Source organism: Paenibacillus sp. Marseille-P2973 (genome assembly GCF_018101095.1).
GTDB classification, from domain to species: domain Bacteria; phylum Bacillota; class Bacilli; order Paenibacillales; family Paenibacillaceae; genus Fontibacillus; species Fontibacillus vini.
The window spans coordinates 59,851-86,341 of sequence record NZ_JAGQEH010000011.1; the positions used below are offsets into that span (position 1 = coordinate 59,851).

Below are 26,491 nucleotides of genomic sequence, written 5' to 3' on the forward strand. Positions count from 1 at the left end.
GGTTTGGATTGGGGATTAACCTTCATTTATTAACCCCGTTTACGCATGGGCATAACGAGGAAAAGATAACACAGGACGGCACCGACGTCGGATATGGCAATGACCAGGCCCATCGGCAAGGCGGTCTCTTCGCCGCCGAGACCTACCAGCGGTGCGACGGCCGCTCCGAGAATGTATGGCAGCAGGCCGAGTAAAGCGGAAGCGCTCCCCGCGGAGTCCCGCTGGTTTTGCATGGCGAGCGTAAAGCTGGCGGTGCCGACGATACCTACGCAGGATACGACAAAGAACAGCGGGATCAACACGGCGGCCAAGCCTCCGTCCATCAGAATGCCGCCAAGCAACACAAGCGATGCGGCGGCGGCCAGCCCGATTCCGAATCGGAGTAAGGTAGACTCGTCGATTTTCCCCGCCAGGCGTCCGGTAATCTGGCTGGCAAAGATGATTCCGAGACCATTCATGGCAAAGATAAGACTGAACGTCTGCTCGGAGACATGAAACAGGTTTTGCAGCACGAACGAAGATCCCGAGATATAACCGAACATCGCCGCAGAGATAAGTCCCTGGCAGAGGCAGTAGCCGATAAACAGCCGGTCGCGGAGCAGCCGGGAAAAGGTCGATAGCGTTTCACCCAGACCTCCGCTTTGACGGCGCTCTTTGGGCAAGGTCTCCGGAAGGCCGAGCAATACGGACAGGAGCATTAAGACGCCGATCAGGGTGAGGACGACGAATACGCCGCGCCACGAGACGAAGGTCAGCAGCTGTCCTCCGAAGATCGGAGCAAGGATCGGTGCCGCGCCATTGATCAGCATCAGCAGCGAGAAGAATTTGGTCAGCTCGGAGCCGGAATACATATCCCGCACGATCGCACGGGACAAAACGATGCCGGCGGAGCCGGACAGACCTTGAATGAAGCGAAGTATGTTCAAGACAGCCACGTTCGGTGCGAACACGCAGAGTAACGAGCTGATGGCGTAGGCCGCCATCGATATAATCAGCGGGGCGCGGCGCCCCCGTGTGTCGCTGAGCGGTCCAACGATTAGCTGTCCGAGGGCAAGACCGAGCAGGCAAGCCGTCAGGCTGAGCTGGATCATCGGAGCGCTGGTGTGAAGGTCGCCCGCCATTTTTGGCAAAGCAGGCAGATACATATCCAGAGACAGCGGGCCAAAGGCCGATAAGCTGCCCAGTATGATCGCGGCCTTCATGCGGCTTGAACGTGATTTGGGTGCTTGGGATATAGAAGTATTTTCGACAGTAAGACTCATGGATGTGTTCCTTTCTAGTGCAAGTTCAAAAAGTCAGGTTATCAGGATCAAGAAGGTTGGATGAAGCTAGGGGCTGAGTAGCGGAGCGTACATGAGGTACGTGAGCAACGGAAGGCCCGGCTGAATTCAAGATTCGACGTCGAATCCGCTTCATGATCCCCTTCGTCGTGGAAAGATGACTTTTTGATCCACCTCTTCTGGAATAGATTTTCTAATTATACTACAAGGTTACCAAATCGGGGAGCCGCTGACTTTCATGTGAGATGCGGGAAACCTTGCTGAATCGGGTATGTTATAGATAAGGAAAATAAGGAGGCATGGCAGATGAATCCGAAATGGTGGAAAGAGAGCGTGGTATATCAAATCTATCCGATCAGCTTCATGGACTCTAACGGAGACGGAATCGGGGATCTCAAGGGGATCATATCCAAGCTGGATTACTTGAAGGACCTCGGCGTCGACGTAATCTGGGTTTGCCCGATTTACAAATCACCTAATCACGACAACGGATACGATATTAGCGACTACTGCGATATAATGAAGGAATTCGGGACGATGGCGGATTTTGATCTCATGCTGAAAGAGATTCATATCCGCGGCATGAAACTGATGATGGACCTGGTGCTTAATCATACTTCACATGAACATCCCTGGTTTCTTGATTCGAAGAGATCCAAGAATGATCCCAAACGGGACTTCTACATATGGCGCAAAGGGAAAAACGGAGGTCCGCCGAACAACTGGGAATCTTATTTCAGCGGCTCGGTTTGGGAGTATGATCCGGAGACGGACGAATATTACCTTCATCTATACTCCAAATATCAGCCGGATCTGAATTGGGAAAACCCGGAGGTGATCGAGAAGCTGCATGATATGGTCGAGTGGTGGCTGAAAAAGGGCGTCGACGGCTTCCGGTTCGATGCTATCGCCCATATCGTCAAGCAGCAGGGACTGCCGGATGCGGAGAATCCGAACCAGTCGCCCACGGTTCGTGCTTATGACATGTTCTCCAATCTGGAAAACGTACACACGCTGCTTCAAAATCTTTACGACAAAGTGTTGTATTTCTACGATATTATGACGGTTGGAGAGACGTCCGGTCTCGGGCCGGAGCAAGCGCTTGACTACGTAGGAGATGGCCGGCGTGAGTTGAACATGACGTTTCAGTTTGAGCATATGTTCCTGGATGCCGCCTCCGCCGGAAGCGGGAAATGGGATATGGTCCCCTGGAGCCTGATCGAACTTAAGAAAATCATGAGCAATTGGCAGATTGTTCTTCACAACCGGGGCTGGAATGCGAATTATTTATGCAATCACGACCAGCCGCGCTCGGTCTCCAGGTTCGGCAACGATGTCGTATGCCGGGTACCGTCGGCTAAAATGCTGGCAACGTTCATTCATACGCTCGAAGGGACGCCATATATATATCAAGGCGAAGAAATTGGAATGACCAACGTCGCGTTCGACTCTATCGATGAATACCGGGATGTTGAAACGCTGAACTATTATGAGGAAAAGCGGCAGCAAGGCGTTCCCGAAGAAGACATCATGAGGGCGATCCACAACAAAAGCCGTGATAATGCGCGGACGCCCATGCAGTGGGACGCTACCGAGAATGCGGGCTTTACGACGGGGCAGCCCTGGTTGAAGGTCAACTCGAATTACATGGAAATCAACGTGGTTCGGGCGATGAAAGATCCGGATTCGATTTATCATTATTATAAGAAGCTGATCGAGCTGCGGAAGAAACATAAAGTGATCGTTTATGGCGAATACAAGCTGCTGCTACCGCTTCACGAAGAAATTTACGCGTATACCCGAACATTGGAGAATGAGCAGCTGCTTGTGATTTTGAATTTTTTCGGTCAAGAGCCGGTATTTGAAATGCCAGACGGTTTGGAGCCTGAAGGAATGGAGCTGTTGATCTCCAATTTCGAGCCCAAAAAAGGGGAGGATCTTACCCGTCTGAAACTGCGCCCCTATGAGGCCAGAGTATATCTTAAGAGGTTTTAACCTTTATCTTAGAACTAGTGAGGTGACCCTATGAAAAGAATATTGGATTGCCGGGCTTCGAATTTTCGGCAAATGGGGCGTGAGGAGCTCAAAGGCGCCATTCTGGCCGCAGAAGGCCGGACGGTGATGGCGGAGACGGTCGTCGTCTCGCAGCCGCTGCTGCCGGAAATCACGAATGCCGAGTTGGCGAAGGCGTTTGGAGCGGATTTGATTCTGCTCAACGTGTTTGATGTGTTTCAGCCGGAGGTACGCGGTATTGTTCCGTTCGATATTTTCAATCCGGATAGCGGAGCCGGAACGGTCTCGAACCCGATTGCGGAAATCAAACGATTGACCGGGCTGCCGGTCGGCATCAATCTGGAGCCGGTGGACGCTTCGGCCGATGCGGTGGAATCCCTGAACGTATTGCCGGAAGGGCGCCGTGCAACGGCTGGCAGTCTGGCGAGGGCAAAAGAGTTGGGCTGCGACTTCGTCTGCCTGACGGGCAACCCGAAGACCGGGGTGACCAATGCCCAGATCCTGCAGGCGATCAGTACCGCGCAGGAGCATTTCGGCGGCTTGATCATCGCCGGTAAAATGCATGGCGCCGGCACGCGGGGAAGCGTCATCGACAGGGAGGCCGCCGTATCTTTTGCCGAAGCGGGCGCCGACATCGTTCTGTTTCCGGCGCCGGGAACCGTTCCGGGACTCCGGGAAGAGGAACTTGCGGGAATCATCGCGGAGGTGAAAGAGAAAGGCGCCTTGGCATTAGCTGCGATCGGTACGAGTCAGGAAGGTGCCGATGAAGGCACAGTCCGGACGATCGCACTCAGCGCCAAGCGTGCAGGCGCCGATATATTGCATATCGGCGATGCCGGTTATTCCGGAATGGCGAACCCCGAGAACATCATGGCTTTGTCGATAGCGATTCGAGGGCGCAGGCATACTTATATCCGGATGGCCGCTTCGCCGCTGAGGTAGGAAGGATGCGGATCGGAGTCTTGTCGGATACGCATATGCCGCGCAAAGCGAAGGCCTTGCCGGCTGCCCTTCTGAAAACTTTTCGCCGGGTGGATATGATCATTCATTTGGGAGACTGGACTTCCATCGATGTGCTGGATCAGCTTGCCTCGCTGGCTCCGGTTGAAGGGGTGGCAGGCAATAACGATCCTGCCGAGATAGTCCGCAGATTTGGATACCATAAGGTGATCACGGTGGGCGGTGGAGCCGCAAGAATCGGACTCACTCATGGCTTTTTGCCGGAAGGACGGGGCACCGCCAAGGACAAAGCGCTTCGAACGTTTGCCGGCCAGACATTGGATGCGATCCTGTTCGGTCATTCCCATCAGCCGCTGCTTGAACGGAAGGATGGAATCCTGCTTTTTAATCCGGGATCACCCACCGATAAAAGGAGACAGCCGAGGTATTCGTTCGGCATTTTGGAATGGACAGAGAGCGGACTGAAAGCACAACATCATTTTTTTGATTCCAAAGTTTAGAGTCCTGAAAACGGACTCTTTTTTTGATTGACGGATAATTGACCACCATTTAATATAGGAATAATACATCGGTGAGCGGGACTGCATCCCTTCACACCTTCTTGCTTTAATACTTTCATCTGTAAAAGCGGTAACAGGATCATGCTTTCATGGCCTAAATCTTTCAGGCCGACATTATTAAAATGAGAGAGGGGTTTTTAGAATGAAAAAGAGGAACAAGCTAAGCATGTTTTTGGCGGTGACGGCTCTATTGATCGGCGTTGTGGGCTGCGGAAACAACTCGGCGAAGACGCCGGACTCCGCTAACACGAACACCGGCGCCGGAAACGCGGCAAAAACGTCGAATGAAGGGGCTGCCAATGATACGGCAAAAGGCTCTTACAAAATCGCAATCTCGCAGTACGTCGAGCATCCGTCCCTGGATGCAACCCGGGAAGGTTTCATGGCGGCGCTGAAAGATGCGGGCTTGATTGAAAAAGAAAATCTGACCGTAGATTATAGCAATGCCCAAGCCGATCCTACGAATAATATGTCCATTGCTCAAAAGATCGCAGGCGAGAAATATGATCTGGTTCTGGGGATCGCTACGCCTCCGGCTATCGCACTCGCCGGGCAAGTGAAGAATTCTCCGGTTTTATTCGCAGCTGTGACAGATCCGCTGGATGCGAAGCTCGTCGATAATTTGGAGAAACCGGGCGGCAATATCTCCGGTGCCTCCGATACGAATCCGGAAGCGATTACGAAGCTGATGAATTTCATCGCCACGAACTTTAAAGATGTGAAAAATGTAGGCGTCGTACTCAATCAGGGCGAACCGAATGCGGTTGTCATGGCTGATCTTGCCGAGAAGGAATTGGAGAAGAGCGGCATTAAAATGGTAAGAGCTGCGGTAACCAATACTTCCGAGGTAAAACAAGCTGCGGAATCTCTTGTAGGCCGCGCAGACGCCATCTATATTACCCTGGATAATACGGTTGTCGAAGCCGTCAATTCGGTCATTAAAGTGGCAAACGATAACGATATTCCTTTCTTCTCCGCAGACCGTGATACCGTTGAAAATGGAGCTTTTGCAACTGTAGGCTTCAAATATTTCGACCACGGCTATCAAGTCGGCCAGATGGCAGTTGAAGTACTCAAGGATGGCAAGAAGGTGGGCGACATGAGTGTGACAGTTCCCGACAAGCTGGATCTGATCCTCAACTTGAAAGCCGCTGCAGAGCAGGGCATTGAAGTGACTGACGCCATGAAAAACGAAGTGCAGGATCAGGAGAACAATTTGATCCAATAGGGCCTTGCCTAAAATGTAGGAGGAATACATCATGACGATCCAAATGCTTGGAGCCCTCGAATCCGGATTGCTGTACGCCTTGATGGCGCTTGGCGTTTACATTACGTTTCGTATCCTTGACTTCCCGGATTTAACGGTTGACGGGAGCTTTACAACGGGCGGCGCGATCGCCGCGGTTATGATCTCGGGGGGAAGCTCTCCCTGGATCGCTACCCTTGCCGCCGTGCTGGGCGGCCTGGTTGCCGGAGCGGTAACCGGATTGCTGCACACGAAAGGGAAAATCAATGGACTCTTGTCCGGGATTTTGATGATGATCGCACTTTATTCGATTAATATGCGGATTATGGGTAAGCCCAACATCAGTTTGCTTGGCGAAAATACGGTGTTTAACTCCATTGCGCCGCTAATTTTGATGCCGATTATCGTCGTAATTGTAAAAGTGCTGCTTGATCTGTTTCTGCGTACCGACCTCGGGTTGGCGCTCCGCGCGACCGGGGATAATCAGCGCATGATCCGCAGTTTCGGAACACATACGGACAATACGATTATTCTGGGGCTCAGTATTTCCAACGGATTGGTGGCATTGTCCGGTGCGCTGATCGCCCAGCAATCCGGCTTTGCCGACATCTCTTCGGGGATCGGAATGATCGTAATTGGGTTGGCTTCCGTCATTATCGGCGAGGCGATCTTCGGAGCGCGGACCGTATTCTTCGCCACCTTAGCGGCCGTGCTCGGTTCCATCGTCTACCGTGTGGTCGTAGCGCTGGCTTTGCGGATCGACTGGCTGGAACCGACCGATTTGAAGCTGATTACGGCAGTGATTGTAGTAATCGCTCTGGTAGTCCCATCCGCACGCAGGACGTGGAAGCAAAAGAACATGGCGCGTATCCGCTCTGAGGAAATGATCTCAATGCCGGACCGTAAACAAGTGGGGGGTGGGCTCTGATGCTGCAACTGAATCATGTATCCAAGCTATTTCATCCCGGTTCCCCCGATGAAAAGATCGCTCTGATCGACGTGAATCTTGATTTGCGTCCAGGCGATTTCGTAACGGTCATCGGCAGTAACGGGGCCGGCAAGTCCACACTCATGAATATGATTTCCGGCGTATTGAAACCTGACGCAGGTGAGGTACGGATCGACGGTCATGAAATTAGCCATTTGCCGGAATATCGGCGCAGCCGCTGGGTAGGCCGGGTATTCCAGGACCCGATGGCCGGGACGGCGCCGCATATGACGATTGAGGAGAACCTCGCGATGGCTTATTCCCGGGGGAAATCCCGCGGTCTAAGATTCGGAGTCACTTCCAAACGGCGCGGTATGTTCCGCGAGCAGCTTAGCCGCCTAGGCATCGGTTTGGAAGGCCGGCTCAAAGCGAAGGTAGGCACCTTGTCCGGCGGGGAACGCCAGGCGCTCAGCCTGTTGATGGCGACGTTTACGGAGCCGCAAATCCTTTTGCTTGACGAGCATACAGCCGCACTTGATCCGGCCCGCGCAGAGCTGGTTACCCGGCTTACGCAAAATATCGTCAGCGAGCTGAAGCTGACGACCCTCATGGTTACCCATAACATGGAGCAGGCGATCCGTTTGGGGAACCGGCTCATCATGATGGATGCTGGACGCATCATTCTTGACGTTGATGACGAAACGAAGCGCGATTTGACGATGGAGCGCCTGATCGGCGAATTTGAGCGCATCAGCGGGCATAAGCTGTCGGATGACCGCGTGGTCCTCGGCTCCTGAGATATTATAAAAAGCCTATTGCTGAACGGAATTTCCCGTCTAGCAATAGGCTTTTTTCATAGCTTGCACCGCTGTAAGATCATCGCACACGTACGCTGCTGTCCCGCCGGATGCCGTCTCTCAACAGCCAGATATGGAAGGCATATTCGAATATCCCAAGCACGAGGGCGGTCGATAAAATCTCGCCCATGGAGAGGGTCCAGGCAGCATTGGCGGAAATGGCCCAAATAAATGCGAAAGCCAATACCCCGTCTGTGAGGGTCGCAATCATATTGTTGGTCCGCGGAAGGATGAACAAATCGCCGAACAAATAAGCCAAAGCGGATAGTGCAACCGCCGTAAGAAGCGAACCGATAAAAGAGGCGTTGCTGAGAATCATCATCATGGCAACTACGATGACTCCGTTTCCGAGCAGCTTCACCAAAATTTTATCCATGATTTCACCTCCTTTAAAAATGCCGAAATGTGTTTAATATACCGCATAGGTTCTCCCGGTTCATTACCTCGTATGCACAGGGAGTGAAACAGAAGGCCGGGATGCATTTAACGATTCATCACCGGGGACATTAATCAGGAAGATCGGAGAGGAGAATGTGCATGGTTTATGATTGTATTATTGTGGGCGGCGGAATCGCCGGATTACAGGCCGCCATTCAATTAGGCAGATATGACCGCCATCAAGTGCTTGTTATCGATGCAGGGGATGGCAGATCGGCCATTTGCCGAAATTATCGCAACATCCTGGGGTTTCCGGACGGCATTTCGGGTCCGGAGCTCCGCAGCCGGGGGCAAAAGCAGGCTGAATCTTTAGGGGTTTCTTTCAAACACGACCGGATCTTGCACGCGGAACAAACCGATGAACAGTTTAAATTAACAGGAGCGAACGGGACGGAATATAGAGCTGCAACTCTGCTGCTGGCAACGGGAGTGATGGACCGATTCCCCGATATTCCCGGACTTCTGTCTGTTTTGGGTTCCACGGTGTATATTTGCCCGGATTGCGACGGACATGAAATTCAGAATCGGCGCACGGTGCTGATGGGTTCGGGAAATGCCGGTGCTGATATGGCGATGATTCTTGCGGATCGGACGAAGGAATTGATCTATTTGAATCATGAATCAGAAACGGTTTCACCTGAGCGAATGGAGTCTCTAAAATCGTTAAACATCGGTTATGAGGAGGGTGAGATTGAGGAATTGAGAACAGGGAATGAAGGACACGAAGGTGATATTAAAGCCGTGGTGATGAAGGATGGGCGCCTTTTTGAGGCGGAACGGGGATTTATCGCATTTGGAGGGAATAAGGTTCATTCGGAACTGGCTGGTCAACTCGGAGTCTCTCTGAGCCATAATAAACATATCGAAACCGACCCACGCAGTAAGGCGACGAACATCGCGGGCGTATTCGCGGCCGGAGATCTGGGCGTTCATGCGGAGCAGGTTACCGTCGCCATGGGGGAAGGTTCGATCGCCGCGATTTGGATTCATAAAGCACTGAGTACATGATATAATCATAAAAATGGAAGGGGATGAAGTGATGATACTTGAGGTAGCCGAGCTGCGCGTGAAGCCCGGAACTATCAACGATTTTGAGAGCAATTTCCGCAAAGCTTCCAAAATTATATCTCAGATGCACGGGTACATAGACCATGAGCTCCATAAGTGTGTAGAAACTGCGGATAAATATATTTTACTCGTAAAATGGAACTCCATTGCGGATCATGAAATAGGCTTCAGAAAATCGCCCCAATACGAAGAATGGAAGGCGCTGCTGCATCATTTTTACGATCCCTTCCCGACGGTAGAACACTATGTACAAATCAGAAATTGAAGGTTACACGATTGAAGACGCCAAGCTGTCCGATTTGGAAGCCATCGTATCGATCTACAATGAGACAATTGCCGGGCGGACGGTGACAGCCGATCTGGAGCCGGTTACCGTGGATAGCAGGCTGCGCTGGTTCGAGGAGCATTTACCCGATTCAAGGCCGCTTTGGGTCATGAAATCCGGTGAGGAGATCGTCGCCTGGCTTAGCTTTCAATCTTTTTACGGAAGACCGGCTTACAACGCGACTGCGGAAATCAGCATCTATATTTCGGGGAATCATCGCGCCAAAGGTCTGGGAAGCATACTGCTGAAGAAGGCCATCGAGTTTAGTCCGAGTATTTCCGTAAAGACGCTCCTTGGTTTTGTGTTTGCACATAATGAGCCAAGTCTTTCCCTGCTGCGTAAATTCGGTTTCGAAGAATGGGCCTTTTTACCGCGGGTGGCGAACCTGGACGGGGTTGAGCGCGATTTGGTCATTTTAGGAAGAAGAATAGACGGGAACGAGGAGAATGGAGAAGGACTACATTGAATGAATGGATTGAACAATTTACCGGGTGGCTGCTCGAAGTCACTCAGATCGAAGGCTTTTGGATTTTACTGATTACGATTCCTCTTGCTTTGATCCAAGGCATCATCGGCATTTTTCCATTTGCCACAATCGTTATGCTGAACATTTCCGTACTGGGCGTGATGAACGGATTGCTGGCCAGCTGGATCGCCGGTTCGGTAGCCGGCATGGCTGTCTATATGCTCTGCAAGTTTCTGTTTTCCGACTGGTTTAACCGAAGGTGGCTGTCCAAGCTGCAGAAGTATGAACGCTGGCAAAAAAGCCTGAACCGTTACGGCGTTTGGGCCGTTATCTTCTTGCGTACCGTTCCGATCATGCCTAATAATCTCATTTCATTTATGTCGGCGGTGTCCAATTTGAAGACGGGATCCTACACTTGGTCCAATATTATCGGCAATCTGTCGAGTATTTGGCTGTTCGGAATTCTTAGCGCTTCGATCGTGTTTCCGAACATGGATCTCCGTTTGCTGATTTTGTCCTATGCTATATTTTTGCTGGCACTGCTCGCCGCTTTTTTTGTAAGACAACGGTTAATGATGAAAAAAGACCGCGGTATGACCGCATAAACCAACTCTGCTGCAACCGAATTGTCCCGTGCGTATAACTTGAAGTTCGGAGGAACACTTTATGTTTATAAATGAAGTGTAGAATGTATCCGATATCGAGGAGGGACCGATTTGGCGGTTCAGCAGGAAAGAAAAATGGTAACTGACTATGGAGATCCAGCCGTAACCGGGGGGATCTCTGTTTTTTCGCGCGAATTTGATGAGGCATACCGGTATGACGGTAACGATCTGGGTACGAAATATAGCCCGGAACGGACGCAATTTCGGCTTTGGGCTCCAACTGCTTCGGAAGCCAAGGTAAGATTATATCCGAATGCCGAGAGCGAATCGTTTGAGGATCTTGTGATGACCCGGAGCGATTCGGGGACTTGGGTATTGACGGTGGAACGCAATCTGGACCAGGTATTATATACTTTTGTCGTCCGGGTAGGGAGCAACTGGAACGAGGCGGTAGACCCTTATGCCAAAGCAGTAGGAATCAATGGGGACAAAGGCGTTATTCTGGATTTACAGAAAACCAATCCTGCACGCTGGACCCCGGATAAGCCGTCGCTTGTTTCGGCAACCGATGTCATCATTTATGAGGTGCATGTCGGGGATTTCTCACTTCACCCGGAGAGCGGGATCCAGCATAAGGGGAAATACCTGGGTTTCACGGAAACGGGAACAAGGGGGCCGCAAGGCATTCTAACCGGATTGGACCATTTGAAGCATTTGGGAATCACCCATGTGCAGCTTCTTCCGGTTCAGGATTTTGCAAAAGCCAGTGTGGATGAAGAAAAGACTGCAGCGACTGGCAAGAAGAATTTGCAGTACAACTGGGGATATGATCCGAAAAACTTTAATGCGCCGGAAGGCTCGTATGCCAGCAATCCTTTTCAGCCCGGGCTCCGGATCCGCGAGCTGAAGCAAGCCGTTCAAGCGCTGCATGAACAGGGATTACGGGTAATTCTGGATGTGGTCTACAACCACGTTTACGACGGATACATTGCTCATTTCACGAAGCTGGTGCCGGGTTATTATTTGCGTTACAAGAAGGACGGGAGCTTCTCGAACGGATCGGGCTGCGGCAATGATTGTGCTTCCGAGCGGTTCATGATGTCTAAATATATTATTGACTCCGTTGTTTACTGGGCAACCGAATACCGGGTGGACGGGTTTCGATTCGATTTGATGGGCTTGCTTGATGTCGACACGATGAACGAAATCCGCCGGAGATTGGATGAAATCGATCCGTCTATTCTAGTGCTCGGTGAGGGATGGATTATGGAGACGGAGCTTCAGGCTGAGCGCAGGGCTAATTTACAGCAAGCCGGCAGGATGCCGGGCATTGCCCATTTTAACGGGGAGCTTCGAAATGCGCTTAAGGGAGATATTTTCAAGCCTGATCAAACTGGCTTCGTGAGCAGAGGGAAAGGGTTGGAGCCGGAAATCATGAAAGGCGTCGTCGGATCGATTTCCTATAACAATGAAGTGCACGGATTTGCGTCTGAGCCGACGCAGTGCGTGAATTTTGCCGAATGTCACGATAATCATACGCTATGGGATAAACTGTCCTGTTCCGCCGCGAAAGCCGATGAAAATGAGCGCAGGCGCATGCAGCGTTTGGCTGCGGGAATAGTGCTCACCAGTCAAGGTATCCCGTTTCTTCATGCGGGCCAGGAATTTCTGCGTACCAAGGGCGGGATGGGCAACAGCTATCAGGCTCCCCCGGCCGTAAATCAACTGGATTGGTCCCGGTGTGCGGCATATCAGGATGAAGTTGAGGCCATTCGGAAGATGATTGAACTGAGGAAACGGCATCCTGCTTTCCGATTGAAAACCGCAGCAGAGATTTCCCGGCACCTTCGGTTCGAGCCGACAGCGGGTGCGGAATCCGCCGTTGCTTTTACGTTAAGGGAACATGCAGGAGGAGACCCGGCCCGGAATTTATATGTTCTATATCATGCTTCATCTTCATCACAAACCTTTTCTTTACCGGAGCTGGGGAAATGGGAAGTAGCTTTTGGCGAGGATATCGTGACAGAACTACATTCCGGTCATTTAATTGTGAAAGGGATCGGTATGGTTGTGCTGTCAAATTTTTTGTGAAAAAAATAGCATTATTTGCTAAAATAAGATGCAAGATATGAGATAGAAAAATTGATTTTGAGGATGAGTGGGGGAATACAAATGAATACTGCTGAAATTGCGCCTAAGCCCAAACAGCGGAAGCTGCTAATGAGCGCCGGCCTCAGCTGGATGTTCGATGCGATGGACGTAGGCATCATTTCGTTTATCGCCGCGGCACTGGCGGCCGAATGGAGCCTGACACCGCAGCAGACCGGGTTTTTCACCAGCATTAATTCGGTCGGCATGGCGTTCGGCGCGGCGATCGCCGGCATCATGGCGGACAAGTACGGCCGCAAAGCTGTGCTGCTTTGGACGCTTCTTATTTTCTCGATCGCCAGCGGTTTGTCCGCAGCGGCAACCGGGTTTGCGGTATTATGCTTGCTTCGTTTTGTAGCCGGCTTCGGTCTGGGTGGGGAGCTGCCCGTGGCGTCGACGCTTGTATCGGAATCGGTAGCGGCAAAGGACCGGGGAAGAATGGTAGTTCTGCTGGAAAGTTTCTGGGCCGCCGGATGGATTTTATCTGCTTTGATCGCCTATTTCGTTATTCCGAAATTCGGCTGGCAGGCCGCTTTTCTGATCGGGGCGGTACCGGCACTCTACGCGCTCTATTTGCGCAAATCGATTCAAGACCCGCCGCGGTTTACTCAGAACATCGCCGGAGGCAGGCAGAAAAAGCTGTCGGTCCGGGAACGGTTCGTATCGGTTTGGGCTGGACCGCACAGACGATCTACGATTATGCTTTGGATCCTTTGGTTTACAGTCGTTTTTTCGTATTACGGCATGTTTCTGTGGCTTCCTAACGTTATGATGCTCAAAGGCTTCAGCCTGGTGAAGAGCTTTGAATACGTACTGATTATGACGCTCGCCCAACTGCCGGGATATTTCACGGCCGCTTATTTAATCGAAAAATTCGGCCGGAAATTTGTGCTTGTCGTGTATTTGCTGCTGACTGCAGCAAGCGCTGCCTGGTTCGGCAATGCGACAAGCGAAGGCATGCTCATTGCGGCTGGAATCTGTCTGTCGTTCTTTAATCTTGGAGCATGGGGCGGGATGTACGCTTATACGCCCGAATTATATCCGACCCGGGTTCGTTCTACGGGAGTAGGTTTGGCTGCTTCCTTCGGCCGGGTGGGAGGCATTATCGGCCCTTACCTTGTCGGTATGCTGGTTGCCCGGCAGGTGTCCATCGGTGCAATATTCTGGATCTTCTTCATTACTATCCTGGTTGGCGCCGTGGCGGTATTGCTGCTCGGAAGCGAGACAAAGGGCAAGGAGTTAACGGACTGAACCTTTAATTATTGTTTTGAATGTTCATAAATAAATAAACTCCACAGACCTTCGCCAGGAAGATTTGTGGAGTTTTGTTTTGCTTTTGCAGTTATTGGTCCAGGCTGGAGGTGTCCAGGCTTTCTCCTGGTTTGAGCGCATGGCCGATGATGTTTTTGTGTTTTAATTGATCCACAAATTTCGCTCCGTCTTGGGCGACGAGTCCGAAGGTATTGTAGTGAATAGGGACGACATGCTTGGGATGAAGCCATTCGGCCGCAAGCAGCGCATCCTCCGGTCCCATAGTGAAATAATCACCGATCGGCAGGAAAGCAAGATCGATCTGTCGCCGGTCTCCGATCAGCTTCAAGTCGCTGAACAATGCCGTATCGCCGGCATGATAGAGAACGAATCCGCCGAGATCCAGCAAGATTCCTGCTGCTACGCCCAGATACACATTGGTGCCGTCAATCTCTACGGATGAGCTGTGGAGGGCGGGGGTCAAGGTCAATTTCCCGAACGGGAAAACGAACGATCCGCCCAGATTCAAGCCAGCGGTTGTTAATCCTTTGTTTTTGAAGAAGTCAGCCAACTCCACAATTCCGATGATCGTGGCCCCGTTGGCTCTGGCAATAGCTTCAGCATCTCCGATATGGTCGAAATGTCCATGGGTCAGGAGTACATAATCGGCTTTGATTTCATCGGCTTTGGCCGAAGCCACCGGATTTCCTGTCAGAAAGGGGTCGATGATGAGTGTGAATTCGCCCGTATCGATAAGCACGGAGGAATGTCCCAAATAAGTCAGCTTCATAATTATCACTCCTATGGAAAGGTTTACACTACCTTTTCATTATATCGGGTCAAGCTCCTCAAGTCATGGTCTATAGGTTAAAATATAGGCAGACTCAAATACATATTAAGGGGGAACGGGATGACAACTTCCTTATTGGATCGGCTGAAGGCGGAGAAAATCATTGCTATCCTGCGCGGTGTGCCGAAGGAGCAGGGGAAAGCTGTTGCCGAAGCGCTTAGCTTGGGAGGGATTGTGTTTGCCGAAGTGACGTTGAATACGGAAGGTGCGCTAGGAATGATCTCAAGCTGGAGAGAGACATTCGGAGAACGGATGAAGATTGGGGCAGGCACCGTGCTGGACCTCGAGGAGGCCAAAGAAGCGGTCCGGGCTGGGGCAGAATATCTGGTTTCCCCGAATCTGGATGAGGCGGTTGTGGCTTATGCGCTTGAACAAGGAATAGCCGTTTTTCCCGGAGCGATGACGCCTACGGAAATTGTGAAGGCCTGGAAAGCGGGAGCGACTGCGGTGAAGGTGTTTCCGATGGCCTCTCTTGGAGTGGGTTACCTCAAAGAGATAACCGCCCCGCTCGACCGGATTCCTTTGATTGCGACGGGAGGCGTGCGTCTCGACAATATTCATGGATTTTTAGAGGCGGGTGCTACAGCGGTCGGATTAGGCGGATGCCTGGTAAATCCTGCTCTCATTCGGGAAAAGCGTTACGAAACGATCACTCAGAATGCAGCGGATATGGTTGGCGCGGTAAGATCTTGGCGTCCGGGAGATCTTAACTAACACCGGGCTATTGCGACTGGCAAATCGACAGCTAAAGCAGTTGCCAAAATGTAAAAGGGACTGCCTACAGGTCTTATTGACCCGTAGGCAGTCCCTTTCGTTTACTCAGATCACTCATTTTCGGGCCAAGACACGGTAACGGTATGCGGACGGTCATAAGCGGAAGCCCAATAATATCCCTGGGCGGCGATCCGTTGCGGCCAGAAGCCGACAAGCCCCGCTGCCTTAGGTAGCGTTTCGGAAGTAGCGGTGGCGGATCCGGCAGCATTTGTGATCAGATCTACATATTTTCCGCCGTTGTAGGTAAACCGGCCATGAACGTCAGCAGTAATTCCTTCGCCGGTTTCCAGATCGATGACTTGTAGCGTTACTTTTCCCTGCGTGCCGTTAAACACGATGTTCATGTCCCCGATAATCATAGGGCGCAGGGTCGTATTTCCGGTCACGGCTGAAACTTCGCTAGAAACTGGACCGATGTTCCCGCTGATATCGACGGCGGCTACCTTGTAATAATAAACGGAGTTAGGAAGCAATCCGGTATCGCGGTAAGTCAGGTTTCTCGACGTTCCCCCGATGTTGGAATCATCCGGCGTAAATCCGGGCTCGGTGCCGCGGTAAATAATATACTCCTCAATATCGGAATCGTCGGAGGCTCTGCCATAGGAAAGTTCAATGGTACTGAAATCGAACGCAGTGGCTTGCGGTTCCCTGCTTACTCCGGTAGGAGGAGCTGTATCCGGCGGATTCATGGTCCACTTAAATCCACTAGGTCCCCAAGCGGAAGGAAGCCAGCGTATCGAGTCATAATGGTGCATCGCAATGCCGCCGAAAGCCGGATCTCCGGAAAAGGCAGTATAAACTTTATCCAGTTCACTTTCCATATAGGTCCGGCCTTCCTCCCGGAATGTGATTGTTTCGGGGTCTCCGCTGTTGGCAATGTCCAGCGTTTCTACCCCTACGATGACCGAATCCGGTTTCCCGATCGCATTGGCATAGGCAAGCTCGGCCTGAGCCTGAGGTATAATGCCAGGGCCGCCCTCGGCGGTGTCCCGGTAATCCATGATTGAAATATAATCGCTGATGTCCTGTACATGCTCGGACAGCCACTTGGTCTGACCGTTCCAGGTAATATTGCTGGAAGTGTCGCTGCTATCAAACCATCTCGGGATCGCCGGGCCGAAAGGAAGGTCAATGCCGGCGGCGTCTCTGCGCTGAATCATTTTTTGAAGCACATCTAAATATTGAAGCTGTACGGCCGGTTTATCGGTCTTAAACTCAGGTAAAATATAAGGCTCGATATCGACATTCACCCCATCAAACTGCTCATCTGCGGAGGAGGAGAGGTTGTAATTGATGACCTTTTCCATCTCATGGATTGCATTGCCGTGATATGGAGCCAGGGCGCCATAATAGGGAGGTACGGTTCCTCCGGCGATACAGGCGTGGACCCGATAGCCGTTGTCATGCGCCCACTTTACGAACTCCCGGACAGCCTCAGGCTGGTCTTCAAGGATGTCTACACCCTCATACGGAAAAACGCCGATATAAAAGGTGGTGATCGGATCGGAGCCGAAGGTTCCGGTATCATCGGCAAGCGCTTTTAACGCCGATTTGGAGCCCGGGTTCAAAAAGAGATTGTAAGCGGCTTTTTCCCAGATCCACATCGCACGGTCTTGCTTTTCAAGTGTAACCGGTTCGGGAGCCCAGTTCCCGGTATGAGCATAAACCGTAGTGCTCCGGCCTTCATTGCCGAATTCGTCGAAGGCCCTTGCCTCCAGACTGGAGGTCCGGTTACCGAGATTTTTGGCGTCCCATTTGAATTGATAGTGGTTCCCGGTTTGCTTTGCTTTCATCCATGGCCCGCCGTTGATTCGAATCTCTACCAGCTCAACGGAATTCTTGGCGTCGACGGTGATTTTTACAGGGACCGAGCCGTGGACGGTTTCATCGTCCGAAGGATTTGTAATCTTCACAACAGGGAGGCTGGCTTCGGGATTATTGACATACACCGATGTCGTAGCCGTGGAGATTCCATAACGAGACGAACTCTGCACTCCCTTGGCAATCAGCGAGATGTTGCCGTCGTATTTGGATACGTCGACATCCGCATACCAAGTGCCGCTTTCGGGTCCATTTAAGTCCTCTCTTACGGAGTTAAGCTGTTCGGTTCCATTAATAATCAATTTGATGTCATAAGTTTCGGTATACCCTCCCGTAACCCGCAGCCATCCCGGAGGTACCTGATCACCTTCCGCCGGAGAATCGATGGTCAGCATGGATTCGGCGTGAGCGTAGGGGATCTGAGCCACGAGGATAAAAGAGAAGCAAAGGAATAGAGAAGCAGTCAACCCTTTGAAAATCAATGAACCTACAACTTGATTCAATAAGGCTTTCTTTTGTTGACGAATCGGCATGAATACCCCTCGCTTTCTATCCGGAATAATTGTAAACGTTTACAATTGTATTGTAGCCGTAGTATTTTTCTTAGGGCAATAACCGTTTAATGACCTTTAATATAATGGAATGAAAAATGAAGCATTAAAGAGATATGACGTAAATGAGAGAGTTTAACCATTATGAAAACGCTCCCGTTTCATATATTTGGCAATTGCAAACTGTTTTTAGACGGTTGCCTGACTTTACTGGATTCGGCGCCGGAGTTATGATTCAATCCATGAAACAAATATCATACCATTTGTCGATCGCTGAATTTCCCGGAAACGGGAAAACGGGGGAACCAAATTGCGGCGCATCTATCTTGGCTCCAAGGCCAAGAAGCCGTTTCGTTCGTTTGCGGTCTTTAATGTGAGAGTTAAAGACCGCAAACGGACAGGGGTGAATCCCGGACGGAAACCATGGATTCCGTTCGGGTAGGGCGACTCTCACCGCCCGAATCCGACAGCTAACTTCGTAAGCGTGGATGAAGAGAGGATGGGTGAACTGTCAGCCGTATGAGTAGGCCACAGAGCGCCAAGGTGCCTCTGTGGTTTTTTATTGCCTAAACTGAAAAATTGACTGAAATTGTTATGAAAAATCGAAATGAATAATAATGTCTTTTTCGCTGAATTCTGCGAACGCAGAAGCGGGGGAACCAACGAAACGCCGATCTGGGATCGGAACGTTTCATGGGGTGAATCGCCGGAAATATCCTTAATTTCCAGCGTAGGGCGACTCTCGCGCCCGAATCCGACAGCTAACCTCGTAAGCGTAATTGGGAGAGGCAACCGCCATAAGCCCACCATGGTTATGAACACCATGCCAGAAGCTGCGGAAAGGTTCCTTCCTTTCCTGCGGCTTTTTTGCTGTGCAAAGTACTGGAATGAGCTTACTAGTAAAGTCTACCTCACCAGGAGGGGCTTTAGGTCTTGCTATTATCTGAGGGAGGAAACAAAGGTGGAGGAAGATTGTATCCTCATTGCTGCGCCAAATCAGGCAGGGCTGAATTTTGTACGGCTGCTGTTGTCTAAGCGGCGGAATGTTGCGGTTCTCGTGAACAACAAAACTGAGGAGAAACGGGCTCGTAAATTGGGGACGGTTCAAGTGATCCGGGTGAAGACGGAGGATGAGAAAACTTGGAGGATTCCCGAATTTCGGATCGGGAGGGTCTTTATTTTTGAAACTACGCTAACTTTAACATGTCGATATTTGCAGTTATGCCGTCAATGGACATCGAGTCCAATAATCGTGATTACGCCGGAGCGGCATCCGAGAATGATTTACAAGGGCCTTGGAGCGACTTATGTGATTCATTCCGGTTCCTGCGAGGTCGGATTTTTAGCAAACGGCATTCCGGAAACCGGGGATTAACAGGAATTAAAGGAGGGGGATACGCCATGATAGGGATCGGGTTGGTCGTCCTGTTCGTATTTCTTTATTTGATCTATGCCTTGATTCATCCTGAGAAATTTTAAAAAGCCTACTTTTGAGGGGGATCCCAATGGATTTAGTGCAAATGTTAGTTGTGATCGGCGTCATCATTGTACTGGTGAAACCGCTGGGCACTTATTTATACCATGTGTTTTCCGGGGAATCGAACCGTACCGACAACATATTCGGAGGTTTCGAAAGACTGATCTATAAGCTGGTCGGTTTCAAACGCCGTGAAGGCATGAGCTGGAAAAAATACGCCTTTAGCATGATTGTGACGAACGCCGTTCTGGTGGGAGTAAGCTATTTGGTTCTGCGGATTCAGCAGTTTCTTCCTTTGAATCCTAATGGGATGGGAAACATGGAATCGTCGCTTTCATTCAATACGGTCATCAGCTTTATGACCAATACGAACCTACAGCATTATAGCGGGGAGTCTGCTCTATCCTATTTCTCACAAATGGCCGTCATTACGATGATGATGTTTACTTCGGCCGCCAGCGGTCTGTGCGTAGCAATATCATTTATCCGCGGTTTGACGCAGAGAGGGCAAACGCTCGGAAACTTCTTTGAAGATTTTACAAAAGCCCATGTCCGGGTATTTCTACCGGCAGCTTTGCTCGTTACCCTAATTCTCGTGGCACTGCAGGTTCCACAGACGTTGGATCCGACCTTGACGGTTCATACGCTGGATGGCGCGTTACAGCGAATTTCGATGGGGCCCGTCGCCTCGCTCGAGTCGATCAAGCATTTGGGGACGAACGGCGGGGGATTTTTCGGAGTAAACTCCGCACATCCGTTTGAGAATCCGAACGGTTTGAGTAACGCCGTGGAAATGTGGTCGATGTGGATGATTGGTGCCGCGTTGCCATACACATTCGGGTTGTTCGCCAAGAATAAGAAACAAGGCTGGGTCATTTTCTCCGCCATGATGATTCTATTTCTCGTCTTTTTATCCACCGTCTATTTCTCGGAAAAAGCGGGTAACCCGGCAATCAACGCACTGGGTATCGACGCTGCGCAAGGAAGCATGGAAGGGAAGGAAGTTCGCTTCGGGATCGCCGGATCCACGCTGTTTACCACTGTAACGACGGCCGCTACGACAGGGAGCGTCAACAATATGCATGATACTCTGACGCCGCTCGGCGGGATGGTTCCGCTGGTACAAATGATGCTGAACGTCGTATTCGGCGGAAAAGGCGTCGGCCTTATGAACATGATGATGTACGCCATTCTAGGAGTGTTTATTTGCGGGCTGATGGTCGGCCGGACGCCGGAATTTCTGGGCCGCAAAATCGAGGCCAAGGAAATGAAGCTGATCGCCATCGCGATTTTGGCGCATCCGTTTATCATTCTTGTGCCGACTGCAATCAGTTTTATGACGGATCTGGGGCACAGTGCAATCACGAACCCCGGTTTCCATGGTTTATCCCAGGTGCTGTATGAATACACCTCCTCTGCCGCAAATAACGGGTCCGGCTTTGAAGGGCTGGCGGACAATACGCCGTTCTGGAACATTATGACCGGGTTGGTCATGCTGTTTGGGCGTTATGTTTCCATCATAGCCTTGTTGGGCGTTGCGGGTTCACTAATGGCCAAGGAGCCGATTCCGGAAACGATCGGTACCTTGCGTACCGACAACCGCCTGTTCGTCGGCATATTGATCGGAACGGTGCTCCTTATCGGTGCGCTCACGTTTTTACCGGTCATTGCTATGGGCCCGGTTGCCGAGTTTTTAACTTTAGGATAAGCGAAAGAGGGGTTAATGGATGTCGAACAGTCGTAAAACAATGCTTACTGGCCCGATTATACGTAAGGCTGCGGTGGAAAGCCTGGTCAAGTTGAATCCGGCCACAATGATGAAAAACCCGGTCATGTTCGTGGTCGAAATCGGAATGGCCATCGTAATGCTCCTTCTGCTGTTTCCGAACCTGTCCGGTTCCGGCAATGGATTCGGTTTTAATTTATCGGTATTCCTGATTCTGCTCTTCACGGTGCTGTTTGCTAACTTTGCCGAAGCTTTGGCTGAAGGGCGGGGGAAAGCGCAGGCTGATTCGCTGAAAAAGACGAAGCAAGAGGTAACTGCAAATAAGCTTGTAGGCGGAGCGCTTCGCGAAGTGTCATCTACGGACTTACGCAAGGGGGACATCGTCGTTGTTGAACAAGGCGAGATGATTCCCGGCGACGGAGAAATTATCGAAGGGCTAGCCTCTGTGGATGAGTCTGCGATCACCGGGGAATCCGCCCCGGTCATCAAGGAAGCTGGCGGTGACTTCAGTTCGGTGACAGGCGGCACGCTGGTCGTGAGCGATCGCATCGTCGTGCGGATCACCAGCGATCCCGGAGAATCGTTCATCGATCGTATGATCTCGCTGGTCGAAGGCGCGAAACGGCAAAAGACGCCGAACGAAATTGCTCTGAGCACGTTGCTTACCGTACTGACACTGATCTTCTTGATCGTGGTTGTCACGTTAAAGCCGATCGCTGACTTTATAAATATTCAGCTTGAAATTCCCGTCCTCGTGTCTTTGCTCGTTTGTCTCATACCGACGACCATCGGCGGCCTGCTGTCCGCCATCGGCATCGCAGGCATGGACCGGGTCACCCGGTTCAATGTGTTGGCGATGTCAGGTAAAGCGGTGGAAGCGGCAGGGGATATCAATACGATGATCCTGGATAAGACCGGAACGATCACGTACGGGAACCGTATGGCATCGGAGTTCCTTCCTGCGCAAGGGGAACAAGAGAGCGAGCTTGCCGCTTGGGCGGCGATAGCGTCCCTCCGGGATGAGACGCCGGAAGGCCGTTCCGTCATCGAGTTTACGAAGGTGCGCGGATTTACATTTGACGCGGAAATGGCTGAGGGCGGAGAAATTGTGGAGTTCAAGGCGGAGACGCGGATGAGCGGCATCGACTTGAAAGATGGCCGCAAAATCCGTAAGGGAGCGGTAGATGCCGTGCGCGAATGGGTTCAAGCACAAGGCGGAACCATCCCGGGCGATTTGGAACAGAAGAGCCAACACGTTGCGACAGAAGGCGGAACTCCGCTTGCCGTTGCCGTAGACGGCCGGATTTACGGGATTATTTATTTGAAGGACACGGTGAAACCGGGAATGAAGGAACGCTTTGATCAACTGCGGAAGATGGGCATAAAAACAATCATGTGTACAGGGGACAATCCGCTGACGGCGGCAACGATCGCCCGTGAAGCCGGGGTCGACGATTTTATAGCCGAGAGTAAGCCCGAGGACAAAATTGCGGTGATCCGCCGTGAACAGGCGCAAGGCAAACTCGTCGCCATGACCGGGGACGGCACGAATGATGCTCCGGCGCTGGCCCAAGCGGACGTCGGCCTGGCGATGAACAGCGGTACGGTGTCTGCGAAGGAAGCGGCCAATATGGTCGATCTCGATTCCGACCCGTCCAAGATCATCGAAGTGGTCGCCATCGGCAAACAGCTGCTGATGACCCGCGGTGCGCTAACCACGTTCAGTATCGCAAATGATATTGCCAAGTATTTTGCCATTATTCCGGCAATGTTCATGCTGGCTGTACCGCAAATGAATACCCTGAATGTCATGGGGCTCGGCTCCCCGTTATCCGCAGTGTTGTCGGCCTTGATTTTCAATGCGGTTATTATCCCGTTGTTGATACCGCTCTCGATGCGCGGCGTCGCCTATAAACCGATGAGCTCCCAGCGACTGCTCTCCAAAAATTTGCTGATCTATGGAGTCGGTGGTGTCATAGCCCCGTTTATCGGCATCAAGTTGATTGACCTGGTGGTTCATTTGTGGATTTAACAAATATGCAGACCGGTTTGCTTCGGCAAACCGGATCCCCTTAAAAAGTGGAAAGGGAGTTTTCCTTCATGAATCATATCCAAACTCAAGATACCAAGAGCGCTTCATTGACAGCTTCATTCGGAACTACTTTTTGGGCCGCCTTGCGGTTCAGTCTTATTTTGATCGTTATTTGCGGCGTTCTTTACCCGCTGGCAAGCACAGGTTTAGCTCAGCTGTTGTTCCCTCATCAGGCTAACGGAAGTCAGTTGAAGAATAGTGAAGGAATCGTTATCGGCTCCGAGTTAATTGGCCAATCCTATACGGACCCTCAATGGTTCCAAGGCCGTGTGTCGAGTATCGAATACAATGCCGAAGGTTCGGGTTCTAACAATTATGCACCCTCGAATCCTGAATTGATGAAGCGGATGCAGGCCTCGTTGAACGATTGGTCCATGAATAATCCGGATATACCGGTAAACTTGGTCCCTATTGATTTAATTACGAACTCCGGGTCAGGGCTGGACCCGCATATCACGAATAAAGCCGCAGAAGTTCAAATTTCTCGTGTAAGCAAGTTGTCCGGAGTTTCGGAAGAGAAGTTACGAAATCTTATCAAAGAGGCTTCACAAGGTAGGGATCTGGGGATATTCGGCGAACCGAGAGTAAACGTGCTTAAGCTGAATTTGGCCTTACAAAAGGAAATGGCCGGAATGAGCCGATGATAGGAGCGAAATGCCAGCGATGACGACCTTTCGCAGAAAAACGCCGGAAGAGCTGCTGGAATCGATCGAGCGGCTAAAGCATGGAAAATTCAAAATATTGATTGGAGCCGCCAGCGGTACGGGAAAGACCTACCAAATGCTTAGGGAGGGTCAGCAGTTAAAGGAGCGGGGTATCGATGTCGTGATCTGTGCGGTGACGACACTGCAACGACCCGAGACAGTAGAGCAACTTGCCGGATTGGACCGGATTCCAAGTATCCATTGGATGAAGAATGGTGAGGAAAAAAAGGATTTGCCAGTGGAGGAGCTTGTTAAGCGGAATCCGGAGGTGGTACTAGTCGATCATCTGGCACATCGCAACCGGCCTGGGGCTAAATTCAACACCCGGCTTGAGGACATCCTGTTTCTGCTCAAACAAGGAATCAGCGTGATTACCACGATCAATGCATATGAGCTGGCAGGAGCGGATGAGATTGCCTTACAGCGAACCGGTATTCAGGCAGAAGAGACTATCCCGCCGGGGACACTGGATCTGGCGGATGAAGTCCGGTTGATCGATGTTGCGCCGGAAACGGTGATGAAACGGATCGAAGCGGGATTGCTCGGAAAAAAGGTACATCCATCGATTTGCCGCCGCGACAATCTGGCGGTATTGCGCGAATTATCGCTGCGGTTAGTAGCCGAAGGCGTGAATGAGTTGTTGAACCGCCATCGTGAAACAGAAGGACTGTCGGGCCCTTCCGGGGCCTCGGAACGGATTCTCGTTTCGGTGCAATATCACTGGAACGCTTCAATCTATATTCGCCGAGGACAACAGATTGCTAAACGTCTGAACGGTGATTTGATTGTGGCCAGTTTCGTGAAGCCAGGAATCAAGCTTACGAAGGAGCAGGAGGCTTTTAAACGCTCGATTGTTAAACTCTGTAGTAAGATTGGCGCCCAGTTTACGGAGTGGCCTTTGCCGGGCCGCCGGCTTTTGCCGGTTAAACTGCGGGAACTGTCAACCAGGCTTGGGGCTACGAGGATTGTAATGGGGCATTCCAAACAGAGCCGGATTCAGGAAATCCTTAAAGGCTCCGTCATCCATGGATTGCTGCGAAAGCTGACGCATACCGATTTGTTCCTAATGGCCGACCGGGCGGATACAGAAGGGGAGCGTATTATGCCGATAAAACATCATGAGTACGAACAAGGTCTCCCGGGTGCAATTGCTAAAACATTCCGCAGGCAAACTCCCGAAGAAGCGGAGCAGCAGAAGATACGGCTTAACCGGGGGACGTTCAAGGTGTATATTGGAGCTTCGCCAGGTGTCGGTAAAACCTATACCATGCTTCGGGAAGGAAACCTGCTGAGAAGCAGTGGGGTCGATGTTGTCGTTGGGCTGCTTGAAACGCATGGGAGGCGCGAAACGATCGCACAGCTTGGTGGTTTGGAGATCATTCCACGGCGCAAGGCGGTTTACCGGGGATCACAGTTGGAAGATATGGATACGGAAGCTGTGCTAAGCCGCTACCCCGAGGTCGTTTTAATTGACGAGCTGGCCCATACGAACATCCCCGGAAGCCTGCACGTGAAAAGGTACGAGGATATTCTTCGAATTTTGGATGCTGGTATATCCGTCATTACCACGGTAAATGTGCAGCATCTGGAGAGCCTGAACGATGCGGTAGAGCAGGTGACAGGGGTACGGGTAAGGGAAACCGTACCCGATGATTTACTTCGGAAGGCCGATGAAGTGGAATTGATTGATGTGACTCCGCAGATGCTCCAACAGCGATTAAGAGAAGGCAAGATTTATGCTTCTTCCAAGGTAGATCAAGCATTGCAGTCCTTCTTTAAGATCGGGAATTTAATCGCTCTGCGTGAATTGGCGTTGCGGGAGATCGCCGATGATGTCGACGAAAGGCTGGAGTCCTGGGATCGCGGAAATTCGCTCCGCGGTCCTTGGCGAAGAAAAGAATTGATCTTCGTCTGCGTAGACAAAGGCCCGAATGCCGAGAGGATTATTCGGCATGGATTCAGGCTTGCTTACCGCTTGAAGGCGGAATGGCATGTCACGTTTGTGGATATACGTAAACAGGCTTCCCTACAAGAAGATCAGGAATTGTTACAAATAAAAAGATTAACGCAACGGCTTGGAGGGACATTTGATCTGTTGACCAGCCCTCGGCGTTGCAGGATAGCCGATACGCTTTTATCGAAAGCAGACAAACTAGGGGCTACTCAGATTATAATGGGGCAGACGCGCAGACGTTGGCAGAGATGTTTGAGTATCAGTCCCGCTATTGGACTCGGCGTTATTCGAAAATCAACGGCCCGTGATGTACTGATTGTGTCAGGGAATAAATAGGCTGGCCTAATGAAATACAAAACCCCGGCCATATCCGATATTTACGGATTCTGACCGGGGT

23 protein-coding genes and 2 riboswitches are annotated in these 26,491 nt (G+C 51.2%); of the genes, 19 read left to right on the forward strand and 4 right to left on the reverse strand.

The window, feature by feature from the left end; genetic code table 11:
* Nucleotides 1-29: 29 nt before the first annotated feature.
* Nucleotides 30-1,262, reverse strand: a complete 1,233-nt coding sequence (locus tag KB559_RS19170; protein WP_211024022.1) for a multidrug effflux MFS transporter — start codon at nt 1,260-1,262, stop codon at nt 30-32.
* A 324-nt stretch (nt 1,263-1,586) separates the two neighbouring features.
* Here KB559_RS19170 and KB559_RS19175 point away from each other — a divergent pair, with 324 nt between their 5' ends.
* From KB559_RS19175 to KB559_RS19200, 6 genes are all read left to right on the forward strand, one after another.
* A complete protein-coding gene (locus KB559_RS19175; RefSeq protein ID WP_211024024.1) occupies nt 1,587-3,275 on the forward strand; it encodes a glycoside hydrolase family 13 protein in 1,689 nt (562 codons plus the stop codon).
* A 30-nt stretch (nt 3,276-3,305) separates the two neighbouring features.
* Nucleotides 3,306-4,235: a DUF7916 family protein gene (locus KB559_RS19180; RefSeq protein WP_211024026.1), complete on the forward strand. Its 930-nt coding sequence runs from the start codon at nt 3,306-3,308 to the stop codon at nt 4,233-4,235.
* A 5-nt stretch (nt 4,236-4,240) separates the two neighbouring features.
* Complete coding sequence (locus KB559_RS19185; protein ID WP_211024028.1) at nt 4,241-4,753, forward strand: metallophosphoesterase family protein; 513 nt, start codon at nt 4,241-4,243, stop codon at nt 4,751-4,753.
* Nucleotides 4,754-4,955: 202 nt separating this feature from the next.
* Entirely contained in the window at nt 4,956-6,041 is a 1,086-nt protein-coding gene (locus tag KB559_RS19190) for an ABC transporter substrate-binding protein (RefSeq protein WP_211024030.1), read from the forward strand.
* 31 nt (nt 6,042-6,072) lie between these two features.
* A complete protein-coding gene (locus KB559_RS19195; protein WP_211024032.1) occupies nt 6,073-6,987 on the forward strand; it encodes an ABC transporter permease in 915 nt (304 codons plus the stop codon).
* Nucleotides 6,987-7,784, forward strand: a complete 798-nt coding sequence (locus KB559_RS19200) for an ABC transporter ATP-binding protein (protein WP_211024034.1) — start codon at nt 6,987-6,989, stop codon at nt 7,782-7,784. Before KB559_RS19195 ends, KB559_RS19200 begins: the two co-directional genes overlap by 1 nt.
* A gap of 79 nt (nt 7,785-7,863) precedes the next feature.
* Here KB559_RS19200 and KB559_RS19205 read toward each other — a convergent pair whose 3' ends face one another.
* Nucleotides 7,864-8,220, reverse strand: coding sequence for a DUF2512 family protein (locus KB559_RS19205; RefSeq protein ID WP_211024036.1), 357 nt, complete (start codon nt 8,218-8,220; stop codon nt 7,864-7,866).
* Between the two features lie 161 nt (nt 8,221-8,381).
* On the opposite strand from KB559_RS19205, the gene KB559_RS19210 reads away from it, so the two are divergent.
* The 6 genes from KB559_RS19210 (at nt 8,382) to KB559_RS19235 (ending at nt 14,145) form a co-directional block, all read left to right on the forward strand.
* A complete protein-coding gene (locus KB559_RS19210; protein ID WP_211024038.1) occupies nt 8,382-9,290 on the forward strand; it encodes an NAD(P)/FAD-dependent oxidoreductase in 909 nt (302 codons plus the stop codon).
* Between the two features lie 31 nt (nt 9,291-9,321).
* Complete coding sequence (locus KB559_RS19215) at nt 9,322-9,615, forward strand: antibiotic biosynthesis monooxygenase family protein (protein ID WP_211024040.1); 294 nt, start codon at nt 9,322-9,324, stop codon at nt 9,613-9,615.
* Nucleotides 9,596-10,141 (forward strand): GNAT family N-acetyltransferase, encoded by a 546-nt coding sequence (locus KB559_RS19220; RefSeq protein ID WP_211024042.1) that lies wholly within the window; start codon nt 9,596-9,598, stop codon nt 10,139-10,141. The genes KB559_RS19215 and KB559_RS19220 overlap by 20 nt, the downstream gene beginning before the upstream one ends.
* Complete coding sequence (locus KB559_RS19225; protein WP_211024044.1) at nt 10,138-10,746, forward strand: TVP38/TMEM64 family protein; 609 nt, start codon at nt 10,138-10,140, stop codon at nt 10,744-10,746. The genes KB559_RS19220 and KB559_RS19225 overlap by 4 nt, the downstream gene beginning before the upstream one ends.
* Nucleotides 10,747-10,857: 111 nt before the next feature.
* Complete coding sequence (gene pulA / locus KB559_RS19230; RefSeq protein ID WP_211024047.1) at nt 10,858-12,837, forward strand: type I pullulanase; 1,980 nt, start codon at nt 10,858-10,860, stop codon at nt 12,835-12,837.
* Between the two features lie 81 nt (nt 12,838-12,918).
* The gene (locus tag KB559_RS19235) at nt 12,919-14,145 is read left to right on the forward strand and encodes an MFS transporter (RefSeq protein ID WP_211024049.1); all 1,227 of its coding nucleotides are present in this window, start codon (nt 12,919-12,921) and stop codon (nt 14,143-14,145) included.
* 91 nt (nt 14,146-14,236) lie between these two features.
* Here the strand turns inward: KB559_RS19235 and KB559_RS19240 are convergent, their stop codons facing one another.
* Nucleotides 14,237-14,935 carry a metal-dependent hydrolase gene (locus KB559_RS19240; RefSeq protein ID WP_211024051.1) on the reverse strand — a complete coding sequence of 233 codons (699 nt, stop codon included), beginning with the start codon at nt 14,933-14,935 and terminating at the stop codon, nt 14,237-14,239.
* Between the two features lie 120 nt (nt 14,936-15,055).
* On the opposite strand from KB559_RS19240, the gene KB559_RS19245 reads away from it, so the two are divergent.
* Nucleotides 15,056-15,709, forward strand: a complete 654-nt coding sequence (locus tag KB559_RS19245; protein ID WP_211024053.1) for a bifunctional 4-hydroxy-2-oxoglutarate aldolase/2-dehydro-3-deoxy-phosphogluconate aldolase — start codon at nt 15,056-15,058, stop codon at nt 15,707-15,709.
* Between the two features lie 110 nt (nt 15,710-15,819).
* Here the strand turns inward: KB559_RS19245 and KB559_RS19250 are convergent, their stop codons facing one another.
* On the reverse strand, nt 15,820-18,123 hold the full coding sequence (locus KB559_RS19250; protein WP_211024055.1) for an Ig-like domain-containing protein: 2,304 nt from the start codon (nt 18,121-18,123) through the stop codon (nt 15,820-15,822).
* Nucleotides 18,124-18,402: 279 nt separating this feature from the next.
* A riboswitch (cyclic di-AMP (ydaO/yuaA leader) is annotated at nt 18,403-18,641 on the forward strand.
* A gap of 117 nt (nt 18,642-18,758) precedes the next feature.
* Nucleotides 18,759-18,932, forward strand: a riboswitch (cyclic di-AMP (ydaO/yuaA leader).
* A gap of 170 nt (nt 18,933-19,102) precedes the next feature.
* On the opposite strand from KB559_RS19250, the gene KB559_RS19255 reads away from it, so the two are divergent.
* The 6 genes from KB559_RS19255 to KB559_RS19275 all read left to right on the forward strand — a co-directional run bounded on the left by KB559_RS19255 (nt 19,103) and on the right by KB559_RS19275 (nt 26,430).
* Complete coding sequence (locus tag KB559_RS19255; RefSeq protein WP_348772939.1) at nt 19,103-19,516, forward strand: hypothetical protein; 414 nt, start codon at nt 19,103-19,105, stop codon at nt 19,514-19,516.
* Nucleotides 19,517-19,542: 26 nt separating this feature from the next.
* Nucleotides 19,543-19,620: a potassium-transporting ATPase subunit F gene (locus tag KB559_RS25605; protein WP_354006027.1), complete on the forward strand. Its 78-nt coding sequence runs from the start codon at nt 19,543-19,545 to the stop codon at nt 19,618-19,620.
* A gap of 26 nt (nt 19,621-19,646) precedes the next feature.
* Nucleotides 19,647-21,326, forward strand: a complete 1,680-nt coding sequence (gene kdpA, locus KB559_RS19260; RefSeq protein ID WP_211024057.1) for a potassium-transporting ATPase subunit KdpA — start codon at nt 19,647-19,649, stop codon at nt 21,324-21,326.
* A gap of 19 nt (nt 21,327-21,345) precedes the next feature.
* Nucleotides 21,346-23,376 carry a potassium-transporting ATPase subunit KdpB gene (kdpB, locus tag KB559_RS19265; RefSeq protein ID WP_211024059.1) on the forward strand — a complete coding sequence of 677 codons (2,031 nt, stop codon included), beginning with the start codon at nt 21,346-21,348 and terminating at the stop codon, nt 23,374-23,376.
* A 68-nt stretch (nt 23,377-23,444) separates the two neighbouring features.
* Nucleotides 23,445-24,080 (forward strand): potassium-transporting ATPase subunit KdpC, encoded by a 636-nt coding sequence (gene kdpC, locus KB559_RS19270; RefSeq protein ID WP_211024061.1) that lies wholly within the window; start codon nt 23,445-23,447, stop codon nt 24,078-24,080.
* Nucleotides 24,081-24,099: 19 nt separating this feature from the next.
* Nucleotides 24,100-26,430, forward strand: coding sequence for a histidine kinase (locus tag KB559_RS19275; RefSeq protein WP_211024167.1), 2,331 nt, complete (start codon nt 24,100-24,102; stop codon nt 26,428-26,430).
* The last annotated feature ends 61 nt before the right edge of the window (nt 26,431-26,491 follow it).